An 18,685-nucleotide genomic window follows, 5' to 3' on the forward strand; every position below is an offset into this window, starting at 1 on the left:
AAGCGATACTCTTGGCGAGCCGATCGCTGGAGCAGTTGCCATACACGCTGCCGACATCCGCACATCATCGATTCTGCTGGCTGGGCGAGATGTTCTTGTCGACTGGTTCTATACCACCCAAGCAGGTGCGGGTGTCAGGATTTCAAGTCCCATAACCTCGATCTCGCCGCGGCTACATCCGCCGGGGATGAGCCCGATACGTCTGGTCTCTTGATCGAGAATTCCATGGGGTTGCCGTCACCCTCTTTCAAGCAATGAGTTTGCCTCAATGCAAGACAAGCCATCAATTGTCAGCGAAAGCGAAACGATCGGGACCCCAGAACCTCTAAGATGCGTCGTAGACGTTGATACCTCGCAGGCGCCACCGCCCGAGCAATTCGACCTTTTCCGGAGTTGGCACTCAAATATAGCCGACGTCGAATTGCTGCGAGACGAGTTCGGCTCGTTCTCTGCGCGCGAGCGGGCGTGGCGGTTGGAGAGCCTCGTGCTGGCTTTCATCGAATACCCCGGGATGGGGTACCGTCGGCGGTGGCGCAGCAGAAAGAATCCGGTGTTCGACCACTGGGCTCTTTCGGTGCCCCAGACAATCCCCGCGGGCGGCGGCACGCCAAGAATGGGACAGCTGCGCTGGCAATGCCTGGGTGCACCCCATGAAGACCAGGGTGAGGATGACGGTGTCCTTGCGCTATTCCTTCCGCGGGATTTCGCCTTCTCGCAACCCTTCACGCTCGATATCCGGCCCGAGATGGCCGCATTCGTCGCCGACTATGTTCTGCTGCTCTATCATTCCTTCCCCCATCGCACGGAAAGCGACGTCCCGTATGTCGCATCGGCGACCACCAGCCTGCTTGCCGCGTGCATTTCCCCGTCCCGGGATCACTTTTTCGAAGCACAGGAGCCGATCGACGCGGTCATCATGGCCCGCGCGAACAAGATCATAATAGCCAATCTGGCCGACCGGAATCTGACACCGGGAAAGCTCTCGCAAGACCTCGGCATTTCACGCTCTCGACTTTATCGGATTTTCGAACCAGCCGGAGGAATCTCGCACTATATCCGGCGACAGCGGCTGCTGAAAACGAGGGACGCGCTCGGAAACATCGCGGATGGACGCCCGATTTCGAGCATTGCGGAGGAGTGGGGCTTCATGGATCCCTCGACATATAGCCGGACATTCAGGCGCGAGTTCGGAATCTCGCCCAAAGAGGCGCGGGAGGCGGGCTGGCTGGGCCTCAAGCACCCTCCGTTGGCGGAGCGGTCGAACAACGGCAAACCTTCTCTGAACAGCCTCCTGGCCAACAATTGCCTTCTCAGCCATCAGCTTTCGACTACGTGATTGGAGTCTTCGGCTGAGGTAATCTTGTCGAAGACAAGAGTGAACCCATTCCTTGGCGAAGCTGGAGATTGGACGCCGGTTCGAACTGCCCGCCGCGAACACCACGCAGTCTGACGAGGCGCTCGTATGACATAAGAGATTGCACCCTCAGCGGAGAGGCCGATGTCAGAAATGTTTGTCCCGATAGCGCAGGCTCATCGAAGCTCATAAAATGCCAGCCAAGAAGTCATTAAATTTCGGAGGTTCATTTGGTGAATTCTTTGAGCAGACGATCCGTGATCGTTGGGGGAATATCATTTCTGGCGCTGTCCGGGCATGCGGAAGCTTCCCAAAAGAGTTGGTATATCGGGAGAATTCCAGATAAGCCTTTTGACATCCCTCTCGTAGACAAGACGCGCATCCCCCAGCAATTCCGTCGGCAAACAGTGCCTTACTTGGGTAGGGAAACCGCCGGAACAATCCTAATCAACAAGCAGGAGCGCTTCCTGTACTATGTCGAAGACGCAGGCAGGGCGATCCGCTTCGGCATCGCTGTCGGTCGGGATGGACAGCGATGGGGTGGAGAGGCCATCGTTGAACGAAGAGCCCAATGGCCGACCTGGACCCCCACCGCCAACATGCGACGCCGTAATCCGAGCTTGCCGCAGCGCGTTCCGGGAGGCCCAAACAATCCTCTCGGCGCCCGGGCGCTGTATCTGTATCGCAATGGCCAGGACACGCTGTATCGCATTCATGGGACCAATGAGCCGTGGACCATTGGAAAAGCTGCATCATCCGGCTGCATCAGGATGTTGAACGAGCATATTTTTGAACTCTTCGGAACGGTGCGCAACGGCGCGCGCGTTATCGTTGTCTAGCCTGCGGCAATCATGAATGCCATTGCGCGGCACCTCTAAATGCCGAGGCCGACGCGTGGAGACATCCTCGTCACAGGACACCGTCTCTCCGGAAGGTTGAGCGCAAAGGAAGCCGGCGCTTCTCCGGTTTCGTTTGGCTACCGCACGACCAATACAGGCACACTTCCATCCGCGAGAACCTCCGACGTCTGGCTTCCCAGCAAAAGCTTTCTGATGCCACGACGGCCATGGGAAGCCATCACAATCAGGTCGCAGCCTCGTGACTTGGCGGTGTCGATAATCGCCTTGGCCGGGTAGGTATCCGGGACATGTAGAAATTCTGCGGAAACCCCCATCCGGTCGGCTGCCTCCCTGACTTGATCGAGGACTTGCCCTGCGAATTCCTTGCTCGCGGCCTCAAAACTATCAACCTCCTCCTGCGAAGGAATAGACCCGGAGGTAAATCCGGTTCCATAGTCAATCAGCATTGGCTCCGTGACCGTGACAACTGTCGCCTTGGCAGCCAAGGCTTTCGCCAGGGCTATCCCCTGCTCAACGCCCTTCCTGGCGACGTCGGAGCCATCCGTGCTCACGAGGATATGAGTGTACATCTGAGTTCTCCCTGCCTGGTCGACCACGGTTCCGGCAACACCAACACTCGTCGAGATATGCACGTTGGTGCACTGCAAGCCCTCTCTTGGACATCCAACTCACGCTGCTTGTATCGCGACGCTGGGCACATTCGGGAGCGGACGCACCATCTCCAAACCGCGGAGGAATAGCGCTAGCCCGGCCCGACGATCACCAATTGCCTTTTCGTGTACCAGCTATGGTTAAATCACAGACAAGACGACAGATGTTCGCAATGCCTTTGTTGCCCGCTCAACCTACAATTCATCGAGTCATTGCGTTATGTGCAATTTATCCCAATGAATTGCATCTCGTCCAATTCTCCTTATTGCGACGTGCATATGTTGGCGATTCCCCTTTCGACCCCAAAATCGAACAATATGATTTGATCAATGTATCTTTCGGTGAGTATCTCCATGTGAAAAGAAGCACATTATTGACTGAAGGGGCGGCAGCCGTCACCGCCTGTCTGCAAAGCCCGCCTTTTCGCAGTCGATGGGACGTGCATCTTGGGGTTAAAGGCGAGGCGCCCCTGCACCGCGCGAATGACTCGGGCGGAAGCCCCGAGCCCGAGCGACCAATCGATCTTTTCTGATCCCGGCACAGGATCGTTTTCGGTCATAATTCGAAGAAAGCAGACAGCCAGATCCGCGACTATGCCGATTTGCGTCCGGCTTTGGCTTTGGGGCGGTCCTTGATCCCCTCCTTGGCGAGACTCTTGCGGAGAACCGACGCCAGATCGATAACGTTCTCCTTGGGCGGGGGCACCGGTTTGGGCGGCTGCTTGCCCTTGCGTTTTGCGTCGATCAACGCGATGAGCGCATCCTCGTAGGTGTCTTCAAATTTCGACGGATCAAACTTGGTCACTTTTTTGTCGATCAGCAGGCCTGCGATTTCGAGCAGTTCCTGGTCATATTCATGGCTTTCCAGGTCTTTGAATACGGTCTCTTCCGAGATCATCTCGTCATGGGTCCGCAACTCGGTAAGCAGCATTCCCTTGCCATATGGCTGTATCACGACTTCGCGCCCGCGTTGGTACAGCACCACGCAGGACCGCGCCGCCACGCCCTTCTTGGCCATCGCTTCGCGCAGCACGGAGAAGGCCTCGGTGGAAGCACCGTCGGCAGGGATCAGGTAATAAGGCTTTTCCAGGTAGCGCGTATCGATATCCTTGATGGCGACAAACTCGTCGACCTCAAGCGTGTGCTCAGACGTCATCTTTAGCTTTTTGATCTCGTCCGGTTCGACCTTGATGAAATCGCCCGCGTCTGCCTCGTAGCCTTTGACTTGGTTTTCGCTAACGACGACATCGCCCGTCTCTTCGTCAACATAGGCAGCCTTGACGGGTAATCCATCTTTCCGATTCAAAATCTTGAAGTGGATTTTCGATGCCTCGCTGGTTGCACCCACAAGCTTCACTCCGCACGACACGGACCCGACTTTCAGAAACCCTTTCCAAACTGCTCGTGGGGCCGCCATGCAGTCCTCCTGTCGCGCCGATCCTTGGCACAAACGTCAGCCGGATCGTTCCGTTCCGCCCGCCTGATCAGCATCGACGCACGCGATCGCATCACGGATGGTGCGGCTTTCCATGCCAACGGTGCCCCCGCGCGGCGTCAATCCTGCTTTCGCCGCGACAAATGCGAGAGCAGCGCGGTGATCAGGCTGCTTACCACAATCCATGCGGCGATCTCGCCGTCATGCACCTCAGGCCGGCGCGGCGTGTCTATCTTGTCGCCGCTCAACGCCACTACCGGCGCAAGGTCTGGCCGGCTTCCGCGCCTGACCGAGTAAGCGCGCGTAATTTCTGCACCGAAGAGGAATATCTGCGCTGAATAGTAGACCCAAAGCAGCACCACCATAAGCGCGCCTGCCGCTCCGTAGGAAGTCGCTATCGCGCTGGTGCCGATATACCAGCCGATCAGCGACTTGCCGATGGTGAACAGCAACGCAGTAACCACCGAACCGACGGCAACATCGCGCCATTTGAGCGTGCGATCCGGCAAGACCTTGTAGATCGCGGCGAAGAGCAGCCCAATTAGCAAGAAAGAGACAACGGTGTTGACGCTGCTGAGCACCAGTTCGCCGAACGGCAGGTGGTGATTGATGACATCGCTCAGCGCGGTGATCGCTGCGCTTGCCGCCAGCGATACCAGCAGCATGAAGCCCAACGCGGCAACCAGGCCGAGGCTTGCCGCGCGCGCCCGCACCAGGCGCGAAAGCGACAGGCCGTCGGCTTTTACCTTCCAGATCTCGTTCAACGACTGTTGCATCTCACCGAAAACACCGGAGGCAGTGAAGAAGAGCGTCACCAATCCGATGAGCGTGGCAAGCGTCCCGGACCATCGGTGCGAAGCCGTCTCGATCGTCGCCTTGAGTAGATCGGCACTCTGCGCGCCCATCGCGCCGGATATCTCCGCTGACAGGGCGAGCTGGGCCGCATCCTTGCCCACGGCCAGACCGGCGATCGCCACGACGATCAGAAGGATCGGCGCCAGCGATGTCGTGGCGTAGAAAGCCACCGCTGCCCCGTGGCTCAACGCATTATCGTCGATGAAGCCGGTGACGGCGTCCTTCAAGAGAATCCAGGTACCGCGAACCCAGTGTGGCATCTCCCTCATCCGTCACGCCATATCGGACGCGGAGCGTCGTGGCCTGTCCCGATTGATGTCACGATCGGTGGAAACTGCCCTGCACGCCGTTCTTTGGCCGCTTCCGCCAGTGCCAACACCGCGTTGCGGACCCCGGTCTGGATTGCGCGGTTGGCGTCAAGCCCTTCATGGCTCGTCGCATAGGGCTTCCAGTAGCCGATATAACGCGCGAGTTCGGCCACCTCGCCGATGAGGTCAAGCTTCATCAAGCGCAGCCCGTCGGTAGGGCCGGCGCGGCGAGATGGCGTGGATAATCCCATCCCGCGAGCTCGGCCTCGTTGGCGAGCTTTGCGTCGCGGGGTGATGCGTCAGCCATTTCGGGCCGCGCAATTTTTCTTGAGCCTTATGATCGCCGATTTGTGGACGGTAACCACCCCGCCACAGTCAATCCGTACGCTCAGCTTGTTGGTTTCAGGATCGACCCGAGTGACGTCCCCAACAAGAACGACTTTGTCTCCGACGTGAGTTCTGGGGGGCGCATCGATCGCATAAGGACGATCATAGGAGGGGATGCTCACCCTGGCGCGCCCACTGGGAAGCATGTCCATGACCGTACTCGTCAGGGCAACTTCATCACCGATTGCAACTTCTCGAGGCAGGTTGAATTGCAGCATGGCATTTCTCCCGAGACTACCCAAATCAATGCTGGCAGCTCGAGTTGGTTGCCTGAAATCGCACCTACATAGCAGGCAATCGGAGACGTGCCGACGCGGATCGCGAGCCGCGGGCTCAACAGCTCGCCGGGGAGGAGCACACGGGGGCGGAACCTTTAAGAGCCAAGCCAACCGATATTGCGTGATCGCGAAACGTCCCAGCGCGCAACGGCGTCTCGCCCGAGGTTGGGTTGCATCTTGTAGGGCTCGCGTTCGCCGTAGCACCGGCGGTACCCCCGAGTTGGACATTTGCTGTCCGTTTCCGCAGGAAGAGCATCCAGCCTGCAGCACATTAGGCGCAGTCTCTTTTCGCGAAATGTTGAGGCGAATTGCGTGGCCGACAAGGCAGGCCGACCACACGGGCGCCAGCTTGCCGTAACGCTGACGTAGAACAAGTTGAGATCGGAGCATGGGGCGCGCGAGACGCTCCGTCATCTCGACGTAGCGCCCTTCGCCGTTGGAGACAAAAGCGCATCTTTGCGGAACAAGCAGCCCGCGCCTCAGTTATGCAGGTACTCATCCCCGGGACGGCGGCTGGCTAAGATGTTTTCCAGTGTTACACCGTTGTAGTCGAGGCCTATCGCTTCTCTGGATTTTCGCGGCGGTAACCCTGTCGGGTTGCGCGGGAGGCGTGCTCGACCCGCAGGGACCGGTCGGCGCGGGGAACCGCACGATCCTCCTGAACTCACTGGCCGTCATGCTGGTCATCGTCATTCCGACGCTGGTCGCGCTGCTTGCCTTCGCCTGGATATTCCGTGCCTCGAACCGCAGGGCTCGGTATGATCCAGAGTTCACCTATTCCGGCCGGATCGAGCTCATCGTCTGGTCGATTCCGACGCTGACCATCCTCTTCCTCGGTGGCTTGATCTATTATGGATCGTACCATCTCGATCCTCGCAAGCCGATCGACTCCAGCCGGCCGCCACTCGAAATCCAAGTGGTGGCGCTCGACTGGAAGTGGCTGTTCCTCTATCCCGATCAAGGTGTCGGAACGGTCAACCAGCTGGTTATTCCAACCGGCATGCCGGTGCGTTTCAGATTGACCTCGGCCAGCGTCATGAACACCTTCTTTGTGCCCCAGCTCGGCAGCATGGTCTATGCCATGAACGGCATGCAGACCGAGGTCAACCTGCAGGCTGATCGCGAGGGCGAGTATTTCGGCCTGTCGGCGCATTTCAGTGGCGATGGCTTTTCGGACATGAATTTCCGTGTCAGGGCAGTCTCGGCTGACGCCTTCGCCAGTTGGGCCTCCTCCTTGCATGGCGGAGGCGGCGTGCTCAACGCCAGCGCCTATCGCCAGCTTGCCAGGCAAAGCATCAACGCGCCGGCATCCTCGTTCGGCCATGTGCAGCCGGGCTTGTTCGATGCGGTCGTGCACCAGACGCTACCTCCGGGGCCGGGACCTGCTGGAACCGCCGCCGGAGAGCCGCAGGTGAGCCCGAAAGCTGAGCCCAAGGCGGGAGCGCCGCCCATGGCTCACCAGCACGATGAAGGAGGATGACGATGCTCGGCAAGCTCGACTGGTCGGCCGTTCCCTTTGACCAGCCTATTCCGCTCGGCGCGGCCCTGATCGTCTTCCTGGCCGCCGCCGCCGTTCTGACCTGGGTAACGATCAAAGGCTACTGGCCTTATCTTTGGCATGAGTGGATAACCTCCGTCGACCACAAGCGGATCGGCGTCATGTATATCGTGCTGGCGGCGCTGATGCTTCTGCGCGGCTTCGTTGACGCCGTCATGATGCGCACCCAGCAGGTGCTCGCCATCCACGGGCCGGGATACCTGCCGCCGGAGCACTACGACCAGGTCTTTTCGGCCCACGGCACGATCATGATCTTCTTCGCCGCGATGCCCTTTGTCATTGGGCTGATGAATTTCGTCATCCCGCTGCAGCTCGGCATCCGCGACGTCGCCTTCCCGACGCTGAACTCAGTCAGCTTCTGGCTGACCGCGACCGGCGCGCTGCTTGTCAACATTTCGCTCGTCGTCGGCGAGTTCGCGCGCACCGGGTGGCTGCCTTATGCGCCGCTGTCGGAGACGACCTACTCGCCAGGCGTCGGCGTCGACTACTATTTGTGGTCGATCCAGATCTCCGGCGTCGGCACCCTGCTCACGGGCGTCAACCTGGCGACCACCATCCTCAAGATGCGTGCGCCAGGCATGGGCTATCTGCGCATGCCGATGTTCTGCTGGACCTCGCTTGCCTCCAACATGCTCATCGTCGCCGCATTCCCTATCCTTACCGCAACCCTGGCCATGCTAACCCTCGACCGTTATCTCGGCTTCCATTTTTTCACCAACGAAGCCGGCGGTAACCAGATGATGTTCGTCAATCTCATCTGGGCCTGGGGTCACCCCGAGGTCTACATCCTCGTGCTTCCCGCCTTCGGGATCTATTCGGAGATCTTCTCGACCTTCTCGTCGAAACCGCTGTTCGGCTATCGTTCGATGGTTGCGGCGACGATGTTCATCTGCATCGTCTCCTTCATGGTCTGGCTGCACCACTTCTTCACCATGGGCGCCGGCGCTGATGTCAATGCGGCTTTCGGCATCGCCACCTCGGTTATCGCCGTCGGCACCGGGGTCAAGATCTACAACTGGCTCTTCACCATGTATGGCGGGCGCGTGCGCTTCGAAACGCCAATGCTGTGGGCGCTAGGCTTTGTCACCACTTTCATCATCGGCGGCATGACCGGCGTGCTGCTCGCCGTTCCGCCGGCCGATTTCATGCTGCACAATTCGCTCTTTCTCGTGGCGCATTTTCACAACGTCATCATCTCGGGCGTGCTGTTCGCGGCCTTTGCCGGCTTCACCTATTGGTTCCCGAAAGCCTTCGGCTTCCGGCTGCATGAAGGTTGGGGCAAGGCGGCGTTCTGGGTCACGCTTGCCGGCTACATTCTGGTGTTCGTGCCGCTCTATATCGTCGGCCTTCTCGGCATGACCCGCCGCCTTCAGCATATCGACATGGATATGTGGGCGCCGTGGCTTGTCGTGGCGGCCTTCGGAATCGTGGTGATGATCGTCGGCGCCGCATGCCAGGTCACGCAGCTTGTCGTCTCGATCAGGCATCGCGACGAGTTGCGCGACGAGACCGGCGACCCTTGGGACGGGCGCTCGCTGGAATGGTCGACATCCTCGCCGCCGCCCATCTTCAACTACGCGCGGCTGCCGCATGTCGAAAACGAGGAGCCCTACTGGACCGTCAAGCAAAGGGCAATGGACGAGCAGAGTCAGGAGACCGAAGAGGACTACGAGGCGATCGAGATGCCGCGCAATAGCCCCACAGGCTTCGTCACCGCCTTCTTCAGCACTCTGATTGGCTTCGCGCTCATCTGGCACATCTGGTGGTTGGCGATTGTCGGCTTCATCGGGGCCTATGCCACCTTCGTTGTATTCGCCTGGCGCGAGCATGGCGATTACGAGATCCCTGCCGACGAGGTCGGCCGCATCGATCTTGACCGCAAGGCAGCCCAGCTTGCCTGGATGCGTAGACGCGAGCGTGTGGCATGAGCGACATCCCCGCCGGCACCGCAACGCGCGATCCCTACCGGCTGGGCCGCACCGCAGGGCATGGCCATCACGTATTCTCGGCGACCGGCCACGGCGAGGGAGGCCCGGCCTCGAAGTTCGTCACGGTTGCCTACGGCTTTTGGATCTTCCTGTTGTCGGACATCATAATGTTCTCGGCTTTCTTCGCCGCGTATGCCGTCCTGTCCAATTCGGCGGCGGGCGGGCCAACAGGCAAGGAGCTGTTTGAGTTGACGCGCGTCGCGGCACAGACGGCGCTGCTGCTCACCTCGAGCTTCACCGGCGGCCTTGCGATGCTCGCGACCCACCGCCGGTCAATGGCCGCCACCCAGTTCTGGTTGCTGGTGACCGGCCTGCTTGGTGCGGCCTTCCTGTTCCTGGAGGTGCAGGAATTCGCGGCCATGGTGAATGAGCAGGCGGGCCCATCACGCAGCGCCTTCCTGTCCGCGTTCTTCGCCCTTGTGGGCTGCCACGGAACCCATGTTGGACTTGGCCTGCTTTGGCTCGGCACCATGATGGCGCAGCTCTGGATAAAAGGCTTTCGTCCCGACATATTGCGCCGGCTTCACTGCTTCAGCCTGTTCTGGCACGCGCTGGACATTATCTGGATCGCCATCTTCACCCTGGTCTATCTGCTGGGAGCGTCATCATGAGCGAAATGGACAGCCGGAACGAGGACATGCTTGACCGCCGCGATTCCGCACCAGGCGAAGAACGCAGTGAGGAACACGAGGTGGCGGGAGGCCTTTCCGGCTATCTGCTGGGCTTTGGCCTGGCAATCCTGTTGTCAGTGGCGTCCTTCATTGCGGCACAAACCGATCTAATTTACCAGCCGGCCGTGATCTCGGCCCTGACGGTGCTTGCCATCGCACAAATGGGCGTCCATCTCGTCTTTTTCCTGCACCTGACGACAGGACCTGACAACACCAACAACGTGCTCGCGCTCGCTTTCGGTGTGCTGATCGTGACCTTGGTCGTTTTGGGCTCGGTGTGGATCATGAACCATCTCAGCCAGAACATGGGAGCGATGGATGCGCATCAGGCTCAGATGATGCCATAACGCTGTTCCAGGTCTGTGGCCTGGGCGCAAAACCGCCTGTCCATCGGTTCGGTTATCTTGCGCATAGCGTCTGCACTTTCAGGCGTCGAAAATCCATAGGTGCGGAGAGCGGTGAGGAGCTGGTCGAGCTGTTTGGCCCGGCAATGTCTATATCGGCCCGCTCACGGTCGGCGGCAGAGTGAACTGCTGCCCATGGTCGCAACGTCTGTGCCTTCCATCATAATTTCAGGAATTAGGAACATAGGGGCCTCGTCCGAGTTCCATTGAAAGCGTGGGAACATAGCTCAGTTTGCCAAGGGATCGGGCGAGGATTCCTTGCTCTGTGAGCGCTCCCACTTTCCACATTGTGTTCAACGAATGCTCCGGATCATGGGTCGCCCACAGCTTTCCTCCCTGGCTTTCAGCCTCCTGGTACTCGTTAATTGTGCATTGCTGCAAAGCAGGGCCTGGGCACAGCTACCCTGCCCCGCCGACCACGCCAAGCTCCTGGCTGCCCTCAAGGCAAACGTCAAAGCAAGCGGAGGCCCCGCCAATGGCGGCTTCGAGACCAATGAATGGGCGGCGATCGTTACGCGTGACGGGACAGTTTGCGCCGTTGCTTTCAGCGGCCCCACCAGCGATGCGCAGTGGCCCGGCAGCCGGCTGATCGCAGCCGAAAAGGCCAGCACGGCCAACGGGCTCAGCGTTGCCCAGATGGCTCTCTCGACGGCGAATCTATATGCTTCTGTTCAGCCGGGTGGCCCCTTGTTCGGCTTGCAGCTTACCAATCCTGTCGACCAGGCAGCCGCTTATGCCGGCGACAGCAAGACCTTTGGGAGTGCGAGCGATCCGCTGATTGGCAAGCCGATCGGCGGCGTCGTGGCATTTGGCGGCGGCCTTGCTCTCTACGACGGCAAAACGATTGTCGGCGGGCTTGGCATCAGCGGCGACTCCTCCTGCGCCGATCACAATGTCGCTTGGCGCCTGCGTGCGGCCCTGGGCCTGGACAAGGTTCCGGCGGGCGTCAACCCCAACGCCAAGGACGCCATCGTCTACGATCTCGATCCTGGCGGAAAGAGCGCCTCCGGCTGGGGTCATCCGTTGTGCGCGGGAACCGAGGCGGACGTCGCGGCGGAACTCGGCGCCGGAGTGGGAGGTTCGATCCGCAAATGAGGGGATCTCTGAAAGTGGCGGGGAAATACGCATCTGCGACACCAGACGGCCGAGGAGCGGAAAGGGGCCGCGGTTTCGACTTTAGGCCGTTGAAGTGGCTGGTGCTGGCCGCAAGCTGCTCATTGCTGAACGCCGCGGCCGCGCAGTCCGCGGTGACACCATCCATCGCACCGCCCGCCGCGGCCGCGCCACCTGATGACGGCCAATGGACAATGCCGGCTAAGAACTATGCCTCGACGCGCTACAGCGAACTGGCGGACATTAACGAGGACAATGTCAGGAACCTTCAAGTTGCCTTCACTTTTTCGACCGGAGTGAACAAGGGTCAGGAAGCGGCGCCACTCGTGGTCGGCAACACGATGTATATCGTGACCCCTTTTCCAAACATCGTCTACGCGCTCGATCTTTCCAAGCCGGGCGCGCCGATGAAATGGAAATATGAGCCAAATCCTGAACCTGCCGCGCAGGGCGTTGCCTGCTGCGACGTCGTCAACCGCGGCGCGGTCTTCGCCGACGGGCGCCTCTTCTTCAACACGCTGGATGGTCACACCATCGCGCTGGATGCTGCCACTGGCCAACCGGTGTGGAACGCCCATGTCGGCAACATCAACATCGGCGAGACCATAACCATGGCGCCGCTTGTGGTGAAGGGCAAAGTGCTGGTCGGCAATTCCGGCGGCGAGATGGGTGTGCGCGGCTGGGTCAAGGCGCTGGACGCGGGCGACGGACATGTCGTCTGGACGGCTTACGGCACCGGACCGGACAAGGACGTGCTGATCGGGCCGGATTTCAAGCCGCATTACGACATGGACAAGGGCAAGGACCTTGGCGTGACCACATGGCCGCCGGAAGCCTGGAAGATCGGCGGCGGCAACATGTGGGGCTGGATCTCTTACGATCCGGACCTCAACTTGATCTATCACGGGACCGGCAATCCAGGGCCGTGGAATCCGGACCTTCGGCCCGGCGACAACAAATGGACCTCTGGGATTTTCGCGCGCGATCCCGATACCGGAGCCGCGAAATGGTTCTACCAATGGAGCCCGCACGACCTGCACGACTACGACGGCATCAACGAGCAGATCCTGCTCGATATGAATTGGCAGGGTAAGCCGCGCAAAGTGCTCGTCCGCCCGGAGCGCAACGGCTATCTCTACATTCTGGATCGGACCACCGGGGAAGTCCTGTCAGCGACACCCTATGGGGCCGTCAATTCCAGCAAGGGCGTCGATCTGAAAACCGGGCGCCTGATCGAAAACCCGGACAAGAAGACCGGCACCGGCAGGGTGATCCGGGATATCTGCCCGACAGCATCCGGGCTCAAGGATTGGCAGCCATCTGCGTTCTCGCCGAAGACAGGACTGCTCTACATCCCACACAACAATCTGTGCATGGACGAAGAGGGCCTCGAGGTGAACTACATCGCCGGCACTCCCTATGTCGGCATGAATGTGCGCATGATCCCGGGCCCGGGTGGCAACCGCGGTGCTTTCACCGCCTGGGACATCGCGGCCGCAAAGCCAGCTTGGAACCTGAAAGAGAATTTTCCGGTGTGGAGTGGCGCGGTCGCCACCGCCGGCAATGTCGTGTTCTACGGCACAATGGAGGGCTGGTTCAAAGCTGTGAGCGCAAGGACAGGGGAATTGCTTTGGCAGTTCAAGACCTCGTCCGGGATCATCGGCCAGCCGGTCACCTATCGCGGCCCCGACGGGCACCAATATGTCGCGATCCTGTCGGGCGTCGGCGGTTGGGCCGGCGCGATCGTATCGGGCGACCTCGACCCGCGCGACGCTACCGCCGCGCTCGGCTTCGTCAACGCGATGAAAGACCTGAAGAACGCGACCACGGCGGGAGGCACGCTCTATGTGTTCCGGCTCCCCTGATGCTTTCGAGTTGAAGGCAGTTCGAAGACGCGAGGCGAACGGGCGTCTTGTGGCCGCGGTGGTAGCGTTTGCCTCGCTGCTCTTCGCGGTTGCCGCCGACGCACGTGAACTCAAGGTATGTGCCGACCCTAACAACATGCCGTTTTCCAACGCCGCTGGACAGGGCTTCGAAAACAAGATTGCCCAGATCATCGCCAAAGAGCTGGATGCAAGACTTTCCTATACCTGGTGGGCCCAACGCCGCGGTTTCGTTCGCAACACGCTCAAGGCAGGCCTGTGCGATCTCATACCTGGCACTCCCGCCAATCTCGAAATTCTCCGCGCCACCGCTCCCTATTACCGCTCGACCTATGTCTTCGTGACGCGGCGGGACAGTCCCGAGATCACGTCTTTCAACGATCCACGCCTGCGCACTCTGCGCATCGGCGTGCAGCTCATCGGCGATGACGGGGCCAACTCCCCACCGGCCCAGGCACTCGGCCGCCGCGGCATTGTCGGTCATCTCGTCGGCTATCCAGTCTATGGCGACTATTCGGCTCCCAACCCGCCCGCGCGCATTGTCGAGGCGGTGGCCAGCGGCGAGATCGATGTTGCCGTCGTCTGGGGCCCGCTCGCTGGTTATTTCATCGCCAAGCAGAAGACACCGCTGCGCATCACGCCCGTGACACCTCGAATCGACGGGCCTCAATTGCCAATGGTCTACGACATCTCCATGGGCGTCCGACGCGGGGACGACGCGCTGCGCGACGAAGTGGATGCAGCCCTTGCCAAGCACAAGGCTGAGATCGACGCGACCCTGGCCCGATACGGTGTGCCGCGCCTTGATACCGGCGGGAGCGCGGACCGATGAGGCGGAACCTCACCGTGCTCTTGTCGGCGATGCTGGCCCTTGCCGCTTGCCAGCGGGAAGAGCGCGACACACGTCCGCAATCGGCCCTTGGGTCCGGCCAACAGCCAACGCCGGTGACTGCGCTGGAGCCAGGCGGCCAAAGGCCGCTCCCGAGCGACAACAAGGCGGCCAGCTTCGAGGCCAACGCCTTTCATCTCAGCGAGGGCAAGCGCCTGTTCAGCTGGTTCAATTGCTCGGGGTGCCATGCCAATGGCGGCGGCGGCATGGGACCGGCGCTGATGGATGAGAAGTGGGTTTACGGCGGCTCGATCGAGAGTATCCACGCAACGATCCGGGACGGGCGGCCTAACGGCATGCCTAGCTTCCGAAACAAGATACCCGATGATCAGATTTGGGAGCTTGCAGCCTTCGTACGTTCGCTGAGCGGCAACGCCCCCTCCTCCGCCGCACCGCAGCGTAACGACGACATGATGGTCCATCCGTCGGAAAATCGCCTCCCCGATGCCGCGACGCTGGGGAAATCGCCGTGAAACGATTTTTTCCCAAAGCGTGTTGCGCAGCCGCTCTCCTGGCGCTTTCAGGTTGCTGCGGCTGGCAGTCCGCTCTCGATCCGAAAGGCCCGGCCGCGGGCGAGCTAGCCTGGCTGATCTGGTTTTTCACTGCCCTGTGCGCGGCCGTGTGGATGCTGGTGATGGTCGTGCTGGTCGCTACCCTGTTCCAGCGAGTTCGAACAGGAAAAGATCCGCTCGTGCTCGACCTCGCCTCCGAACATCGCAAAATGCGCGTGGTCTTGACCGCGGTTGGGGTGACTGCGGCGATTCTAATTGGGCTGACCCTGTTGAGCTTTTTCGCCAACAGGACGCTTGCCGGGATCGGCTCGGACGAGGCGCTGACGGTCCGCGTGACCGGCCACCAATGGTGGTGGGAAGTGCGCTACGAGAATGCTCAGCCAAGCCGCATCCTGACGACGGCGAACGAGATCCATATTCCGGCCGGCGAGCCGGTTCGGCTTCTTTTGACTTCAACAGACGTAATCCACTCCTTCTGGGTGCCGAGCCTTGCCGGCAAGCTCGACCTCATCCCCGGACATATGAATGTGCTGGACATCAGGGCTGACAAGCCAGGCGTCTATCGTGGTCAATGTGCTGAGTTCTGCGGCGCGCAGCACGCCAACATGGGCACCTTCATCATTGCCGAGCCGCGGCCGCAGTTCGATGCCTGGCTGGACGACCAGTTGCGGCCTGCCGCCGCTCCGACCAATGCCGAAGCCAAGGCCGGCGCGGATCTTTTCCTCCAGCGGCCCTGCGTGATGTGCCACAGGATCGGCGGCACACCCGCAGGCGGCACGGTAGCGCCCGATCTTACCCATATAGCCAGCCGGCAAACTCTCGCAGCCGGAACGCTGACGATGAGCCGCGGCAATCTCGCCGCTTGGATCACCGACCCGCAAGGCATCAAGCCCGGCTCCCACATGCCTGTAACGGCTCTCAATGGCGACGAGCTCAATGCCATCATTGCCTACCTCGAGGGGCTGAAATGACCAGCGCCGACCTGACGAGCGGACGTGACCTGCGGGCGGAGGCGCAAGCAAAGGGAGATCTCGCTCCCGAGCATGACGGACCGCGCGATACCGGCATGGAGCAAGCCGATCTCCAGCGGTGGCTGGAGCGCACCTGGCGTACGCCCCCGGGCATCATCGGCGCGCTGTCGAGCGTCGACCACAAGGTGATCGCCAGGCGCTATCTGATCACTGCCTTTGTCTTTCTGTGTCTGGGCGGGCTCAACGCAGTGGCTATGCGTGTTCAGCTCTCGGGACCACAGCGTGGGCTGATCGGGCCGGACCTCTACAACCAGCTGTTTACCATGCACGGCGTCACGATGATGTTCCTGTTCGCGGTACCGATCGTGCAGGCGACCGGCATTTATCTCGTGCCGCTGATGGTCGGCACCCGCAACATCGCGTTTCCGCGGCTGAATGCGTTCAGTTATTGGGTCTATGTTTCGGGCGGCCTGTTCGCCTGGGTGTCTTTCGCTCTCAACATGGCGCCGGACGTCGGCTGGTTCGCCTATGTGCCGCTGTCCGGTCCCGAATTCGCCCCTGGCAAGCGCGCCGACGTGTGGGCGCAGATGATTACCTATACCGAGGTGTCTTCACTGGCTGTGGCAGTGGCGACGATCGTCACGATCTTGAAGCAGCGTGCTCCCGGCATGTCGCTGGACAAGATCCCGCTATACGTCTGGGCGATGCTGGTCACCTCCTTTGTCATCGTCTTCGCAATGCCGGCGGTGATGATCACCTCGACATTCCTGATCCTCGACAGGCTGGTCGGCACACACATCTTCAACCCGGCCGAAGGCGGTGATGCCTTGCTGTTCCAGCATCTGTTCTGGTTCTTCGGTCACCCCGAGGTCTACATCATCTTCCTGCCGGCGACCGGCATGGTCTCCTCGATCATCCCGGCTTTCGCCCGGCGACCGGTGTTCGGCCATCTCGGCATGGTTCTGTCGTTGATCGCGGTCGGCTTCCTGTCCTTCGGCCTGTGGGTCCACCATATGTTCGCGACAGGCCTGCCCAAGCTCGGCGCCAGCTTCTTCACCGCTTCCAGCATGATGATCGCTATTCCCAACGGCGTACAGATCTTCTGCTGGCTGGCAACGATGTGGGACGGCAGACCGGTGATCCGCACGCCAATGTTGTTCGTGTTCGGCTTCTTCTTCATCTTCGTCATCGGCGGTCTCACCGGCGTCATGCTGGCCTCCGTACCGCTGGATCTGCAGGTGCACGACACCTACTTCGTCGTCGCGCATTTCCACTATGTGCTGATCGGCGGATCGGTATTCCCGCTGCTGGGTGCGGCCTATTTCTGGTTTCCTAAAGTCACCGGCCGAATGATGAGCGAGCGCCTGGGCCGCTTGCATTTCTGGCTGGCCTTCATTGGCTTCAACGCCGCCTTTTTCCCGATGCACATCGTGGGGCTGTGGGGCATGCCGCGACGGGTCTACACCTATCCGGCCGAGCTTGGCTGGGGGAACATCAACCTGTTCATAACAGCAGGCGCGGTGGTCTTCTTCCTGAGTTTCGTCCTGTTCACCTTCAATCTTGTGCATGGCGCGTTGAAAGGCGCAGCGGCAGGCAACAATCCCTGGGAGGCCGGCACCCTGGAATGGGCAACGCCCTCGCCGCCGCCGAGCTATAATTTCGCGCGCATTCCGGTCGTCACCAACGCGGAGCCACTCTGGGCCGAGCGCGACGCTCTTCCCGTAGCGACCGGGCTTCGCGTCGACGCGCGCGAGCTGCTGGTCTCGACAGTCGCTGAAGCCCATCCCGACATTCGCGAGAAATCGGCGACACCGTCGATCTGGCCGCTCTTTGCAGCGTTCGCCGTAGGCGGCACGTTTCTCTATTCGATCTTCACCCCCTGGGCCATCGTGTGGGGCGCCCTGCCAATCGCCGTCACCTTGATCGGCTGGTTCTGGCCAAAAGGTGATCCGGAGGACGAGGAATGAACGAGCGTCCCGTCACAGATGTTTCCGGTCTCCCCACCTTTGGGCATGGTCCGCGCAGCCCGACCTGGTGGGGCACGCTCGCTTTCATGGCTCTGGAGGGCACCGGCTTTGCGCTCGCCGCAGCCGCCTATCTCTACTTGGCGGTCTCTTGGCCTGAATGGCCGTTGAGTGCACCGCAGCCGAACCATTGGCCAGGAACGATCGTCACGCTGCTGCTGATCGCCAGCCTGGTGCCGAACCACATCCTCGATCGCTATGCCAAGCAATGCGCCATCGTGCCGGTGCGGATCGGACTGGTTGTCATGTCGCTGCTCGGCCTCGCCCCGCTCCTTGTGCGCTGGTTCGAGTTTCCGGCCTTGAACGTTTACTGGGATACGAACGCCTACGGCTCGATGCTTTGGGTGCTGCTCGGGCTCCACACCACGCATCTGATAACAGATGTCGGCGATACGATCGTGCTGACGGTGCTGATGTTCACGCGCCATGGCTATAGCGGGCGACGCTTCGGCGACGTCGGCGACAATGTTTTCTATTGGGATTTCGTGGTCGCAACCTGGCTTCCGATCTATCTGCTGATCTACTGGGTACCGAGGCTCGGCTGA

Annotated in this window: 19 protein-coding genes; 14 read left to right on the top strand and 5 right to left on the bottom strand. The window is 60.6% G+C overall.

What is annotated here, in order from left to right; genetic code table 11:
• Positions 1–268: 268 nt before the first annotated feature.
• Together LB541_RS15120 and LB541_RS15125 are read left to right on the top strand one after the other, a co-directional pair.
• The gene (locus tag LB541_RS15120) at positions 269–1,336 is read left to right on the top strand and encodes a helix-turn-helix domain-containing protein (protein WP_140517445.1); all 1,068 of its coding nucleotides are present in this window, start codon (positions 269–271) and stop codon (positions 1,334–1,336) included.
• A gap of 251 nt (positions 1,337–1,587) precedes the next feature.
• The gene (locus tag LB541_RS15125; RefSeq protein WP_140558913.1) at positions 1,588–2,193 is read left to right on the top strand and encodes a L,D-transpeptidase; all 606 of its coding nucleotides are present in this window, start codon (positions 1,588–1,590) and stop codon (positions 2,191–2,193) included.
• A gap of 137 nt (positions 2,194–2,330) precedes the next feature.
• Here LB541_RS15125 and LB541_RS15130 read toward each other — a convergent pair whose 3' ends face one another.
• Positions 2,331–2,783 carry a universal stress protein gene (locus tag LB541_RS15130; RefSeq protein WP_140499425.1) on the bottom strand — a complete coding sequence of 151 codons (453 nt, stop codon included), beginning with the start codon at positions 2,781–2,783 and terminating at the stop codon, positions 2,331–2,333.
• 245 nt (positions 2,784–3,028) lie between these two features.
• On the opposite strand from LB541_RS15130, the gene LB541_RS15135 reads away from it, so the two are divergent.
• On the top strand, positions 3,029–3,397 hold the full coding sequence (locus LB541_RS15135) for a hypothetical protein (protein WP_140565657.1): 369 nt from the start codon (positions 3,029–3,031) through the stop codon (positions 3,395–3,397).
• 59 nt (positions 3,398–3,456) lie between these two features.
• On the opposite strand, the gene LB541_RS15140 is transcribed toward LB541_RS15135, so the two are convergent.
• The 4 genes from LB541_RS15140 to LB541_RS15155 form a co-directional block, all read right to left on the bottom strand.
• Positions 3,457–4,281 (bottom strand): Ku protein, encoded by an 825-nt coding sequence (locus LB541_RS15140; RefSeq protein WP_140565660.1) that lies wholly within the window; start codon positions 4,279–4,281, stop codon positions 3,457–3,459.
• Positions 4,282–4,418: 137 nt separating this feature from the next.
• On the bottom strand, positions 4,419–5,414 hold the full coding sequence (locus tag LB541_RS15145) for a YihY/virulence factor BrkB family protein (RefSeq protein WP_140630372.1): 996 nt from the start codon (positions 5,412–5,414) through the stop codon (positions 4,419–4,421).
• 5 nt (positions 5,415–5,419) lie between these two features.
• The gene (locus tag LB541_RS15150; RefSeq protein WP_140630370.1) at positions 5,420–5,659 is read right to left on the bottom strand and encodes a hypothetical protein; all 240 of its coding nucleotides are present in this window, start codon (positions 5,657–5,659) and stop codon (positions 5,420–5,422) included.
• 102 nt (positions 5,660–5,761) lie between these two features.
• Positions 5,762–6,067: a preprotein translocase subunit YajC gene (locus tag LB541_RS15155; protein WP_140500644.1), complete on the bottom strand. Its 306-nt coding sequence runs from the start codon at positions 6,065–6,067 to the stop codon at positions 5,762–5,764.
• Positions 6,068–6,659: 592 nt separating this feature from the next.
• On the opposite strand from LB541_RS15155, the gene cyoA reads away from it, so the two are divergent.
• From cyoA to LB541_RS15210, 11 genes are all read left to right on the top strand, one after another.
• Positions 6,660–7,607 carry a ubiquinol oxidase subunit II gene (cyoA, locus tag LB541_RS15160; RefSeq protein ID WP_140517451.1) on the top strand — a complete coding sequence of 316 codons (948 nt, stop codon included), beginning with the start codon at positions 6,660–6,662 and terminating at the stop codon, positions 7,605–7,607.
• A gap of 2 nt (positions 7,608–7,609) precedes the next feature.
• On the top strand, positions 7,610–9,613 hold the full coding sequence (gene cyoB / locus LB541_RS15165; protein WP_224618824.1) for a cytochrome o ubiquinol oxidase subunit I: 2,004 nt from the start codon (positions 7,610–7,612) through the stop codon (positions 9,611–9,613).
• Entirely contained in the window at positions 9,610–10,284 is a 675-nt protein-coding gene (gene cyoC / locus LB541_RS15170) for a cytochrome o ubiquinol oxidase subunit III (RefSeq protein WP_140500647.1), read from the top strand. The genes cyoB and cyoC overlap by 4 nt, the downstream gene beginning before the upstream one ends.
• On the top strand, positions 10,281–10,691 hold the full coding sequence (cyoD, locus tag LB541_RS15175) for a cytochrome o ubiquinol oxidase subunit IV (RefSeq protein WP_140500648.1): 411 nt from the start codon (positions 10,281–10,283) through the stop codon (positions 10,689–10,691). The genes cyoC and cyoD overlap by 4 nt, the downstream gene beginning before the upstream one ends.
• A 429-nt stretch (positions 10,692–11,120) precedes the next feature.
• Entirely contained in the window at positions 11,121–11,843 is a 723-nt protein-coding gene (locus LB541_RS15180) for a GlcG/HbpS family heme-binding protein (RefSeq protein ID WP_224618825.1), read from the top strand.
• A gap of 152 nt (positions 11,844–11,995) precedes the next feature.
• Positions 11,996–13,726, top strand: coding sequence for a methanol/ethanol family PQQ-dependent dehydrogenase (locus LB541_RS15185; RefSeq protein ID WP_224618827.1), 1,731 nt, complete (start codon positions 11,996–11,998; stop codon positions 13,724–13,726).
• A gap of 49 nt (positions 13,727–13,775) precedes the next feature.
• On the top strand, positions 13,776–14,576 hold the full coding sequence (locus LB541_RS15190; protein ID WP_224618829.1) for a substrate-binding domain-containing protein: 801 nt from the start codon (positions 13,776–13,778) through the stop codon (positions 14,574–14,576).
• Positions 14,573–15,106: a c-type cytochrome gene (locus tag LB541_RS15195; RefSeq protein WP_140565677.1), complete on the top strand. Its 534-nt coding sequence runs from the start codon at positions 14,573–14,575 to the stop codon at positions 15,104–15,106. The genes LB541_RS15190 and LB541_RS15195 overlap by 4 nt, the downstream gene beginning before the upstream one ends.
• Positions 15,103–16,116 (top strand): cytochrome c oxidase subunit II, encoded by a 1,014-nt coding sequence (coxB, locus tag LB541_RS15200; RefSeq protein ID WP_140565680.1) that lies wholly within the window; start codon positions 15,103–15,105, stop codon positions 16,114–16,116. The genes LB541_RS15195 and coxB overlap by 4 nt, the downstream gene beginning before the upstream one ends.
• Positions 16,113–18,083 (top strand): cytochrome c oxidase subunit I, encoded by a 1,971-nt coding sequence (gene ctaD, locus LB541_RS15205; protein WP_140565683.1) that lies wholly within the window; start codon positions 16,113–16,115, stop codon positions 18,081–18,083. Before coxB ends, ctaD begins: the two co-directional genes overlap by 4 nt.
• Positions 18,080–18,685 carry a heme-copper oxidase subunit III gene (locus LB541_RS15210; protein WP_140500655.1) on the top strand — a complete coding sequence of 202 codons (606 nt, stop codon included), beginning with the start codon at positions 18,080–18,082 and terminating at the stop codon, positions 18,683–18,685. The genes ctaD and LB541_RS15210 overlap by 4 nt, the downstream gene beginning before the upstream one ends.

This window comes from Mesorhizobium sp. BR1-1-15 (genome assembly GCF_020165475.1).
Taxonomy (GTDB): Bacteria; Pseudomonadota; Alphaproteobacteria; order Rhizobiales; family Rhizobiaceae; genus Mesorhizobium.

Bases quoted from the DNA above. Each gene is read 5' to 3' on its own strand.
- LB541_RS15120 (WP_140517445.1), top strand. From the start codon at position 269: ATGCAAGACAAGCCATCAATTGTCAGCGAAAGCGAAACGATCGGGACC.
- LB541_RS15130 (WP_140499425.1), bottom strand. From the start codon at position 2,783: ATGTACACTCATATCCTCGTGAGCACGGATGGCTCCGACGTCGCCAGG.
- LB541_RS15135 (WP_140565657.1), top strand. From the start codon at position 3,029: ATGTTCGCAATGCCTTTGTTGCCCGCTCAACCTACAATTCATCGAGTC.
- LB541_RS15140 (WP_140565660.1), bottom strand. From the start codon at position 4,281: ATGGCGGCCCCACGAGCAGTTTGGAAAGGGTTTCTGAAAGTCGGGTCC.
- LB541_RS15145 (WP_140630372.1), bottom strand. From the start codon at position 5,414: ATGCCACACTGGGTTCGCGGTACCTGGATTCTCTTGAAGGACGCCGTC.
- LB541_RS15150 (WP_140630370.1), bottom strand. From the start codon at position 5,659: ATGAAGCTTGACCTCATCGGCGAGGTGGCCGAACTCGCGCGTTATATC.
- LB541_RS15155 (WP_140500644.1), bottom strand. From the start codon at position 6,067: ATGCTGCAATTCAACCTGCCTCGAGAAGTTGCAATCGGTGATGAAGTT.
- cyoB (WP_224618824.1), top strand. From the start codon at position 7,610: ATGCTCGGCAAGCTCGACTGGTCGGCCGTTCCCTTTGACCAGCCTATT.
- cyoC (WP_140500647.1), top strand. From the start codon at position 9,610: ATGAGCGACATCCCCGCCGGCACCGCAACGCGCGATCCCTACCGGCTG.
- cyoD (WP_140500648.1), top strand. From the start codon at position 10,281: ATGAGCGAAATGGACAGCCGGAACGAGGACATGCTTGACCGCCGCGAT.
- LB541_RS15195 (WP_140565677.1), top strand. From the start codon at position 14,573: ATGAGGCGGAACCTCACCGTGCTCTTGTCGGCGATGCTGGCCCTTGCC.
- ctaD (WP_140565683.1), top strand. From the start codon at position 16,113: ATGACCAGCGCCGACCTGACGAGCGGACGTGACCTGCGGGCGGAGGCG.
- LB541_RS15210 (WP_140500655.1), top strand. From the start codon at position 18,080: ATGAACGAGCGTCCCGTCACAGATGTTTCCGGTCTCCCCACCTTTGGG.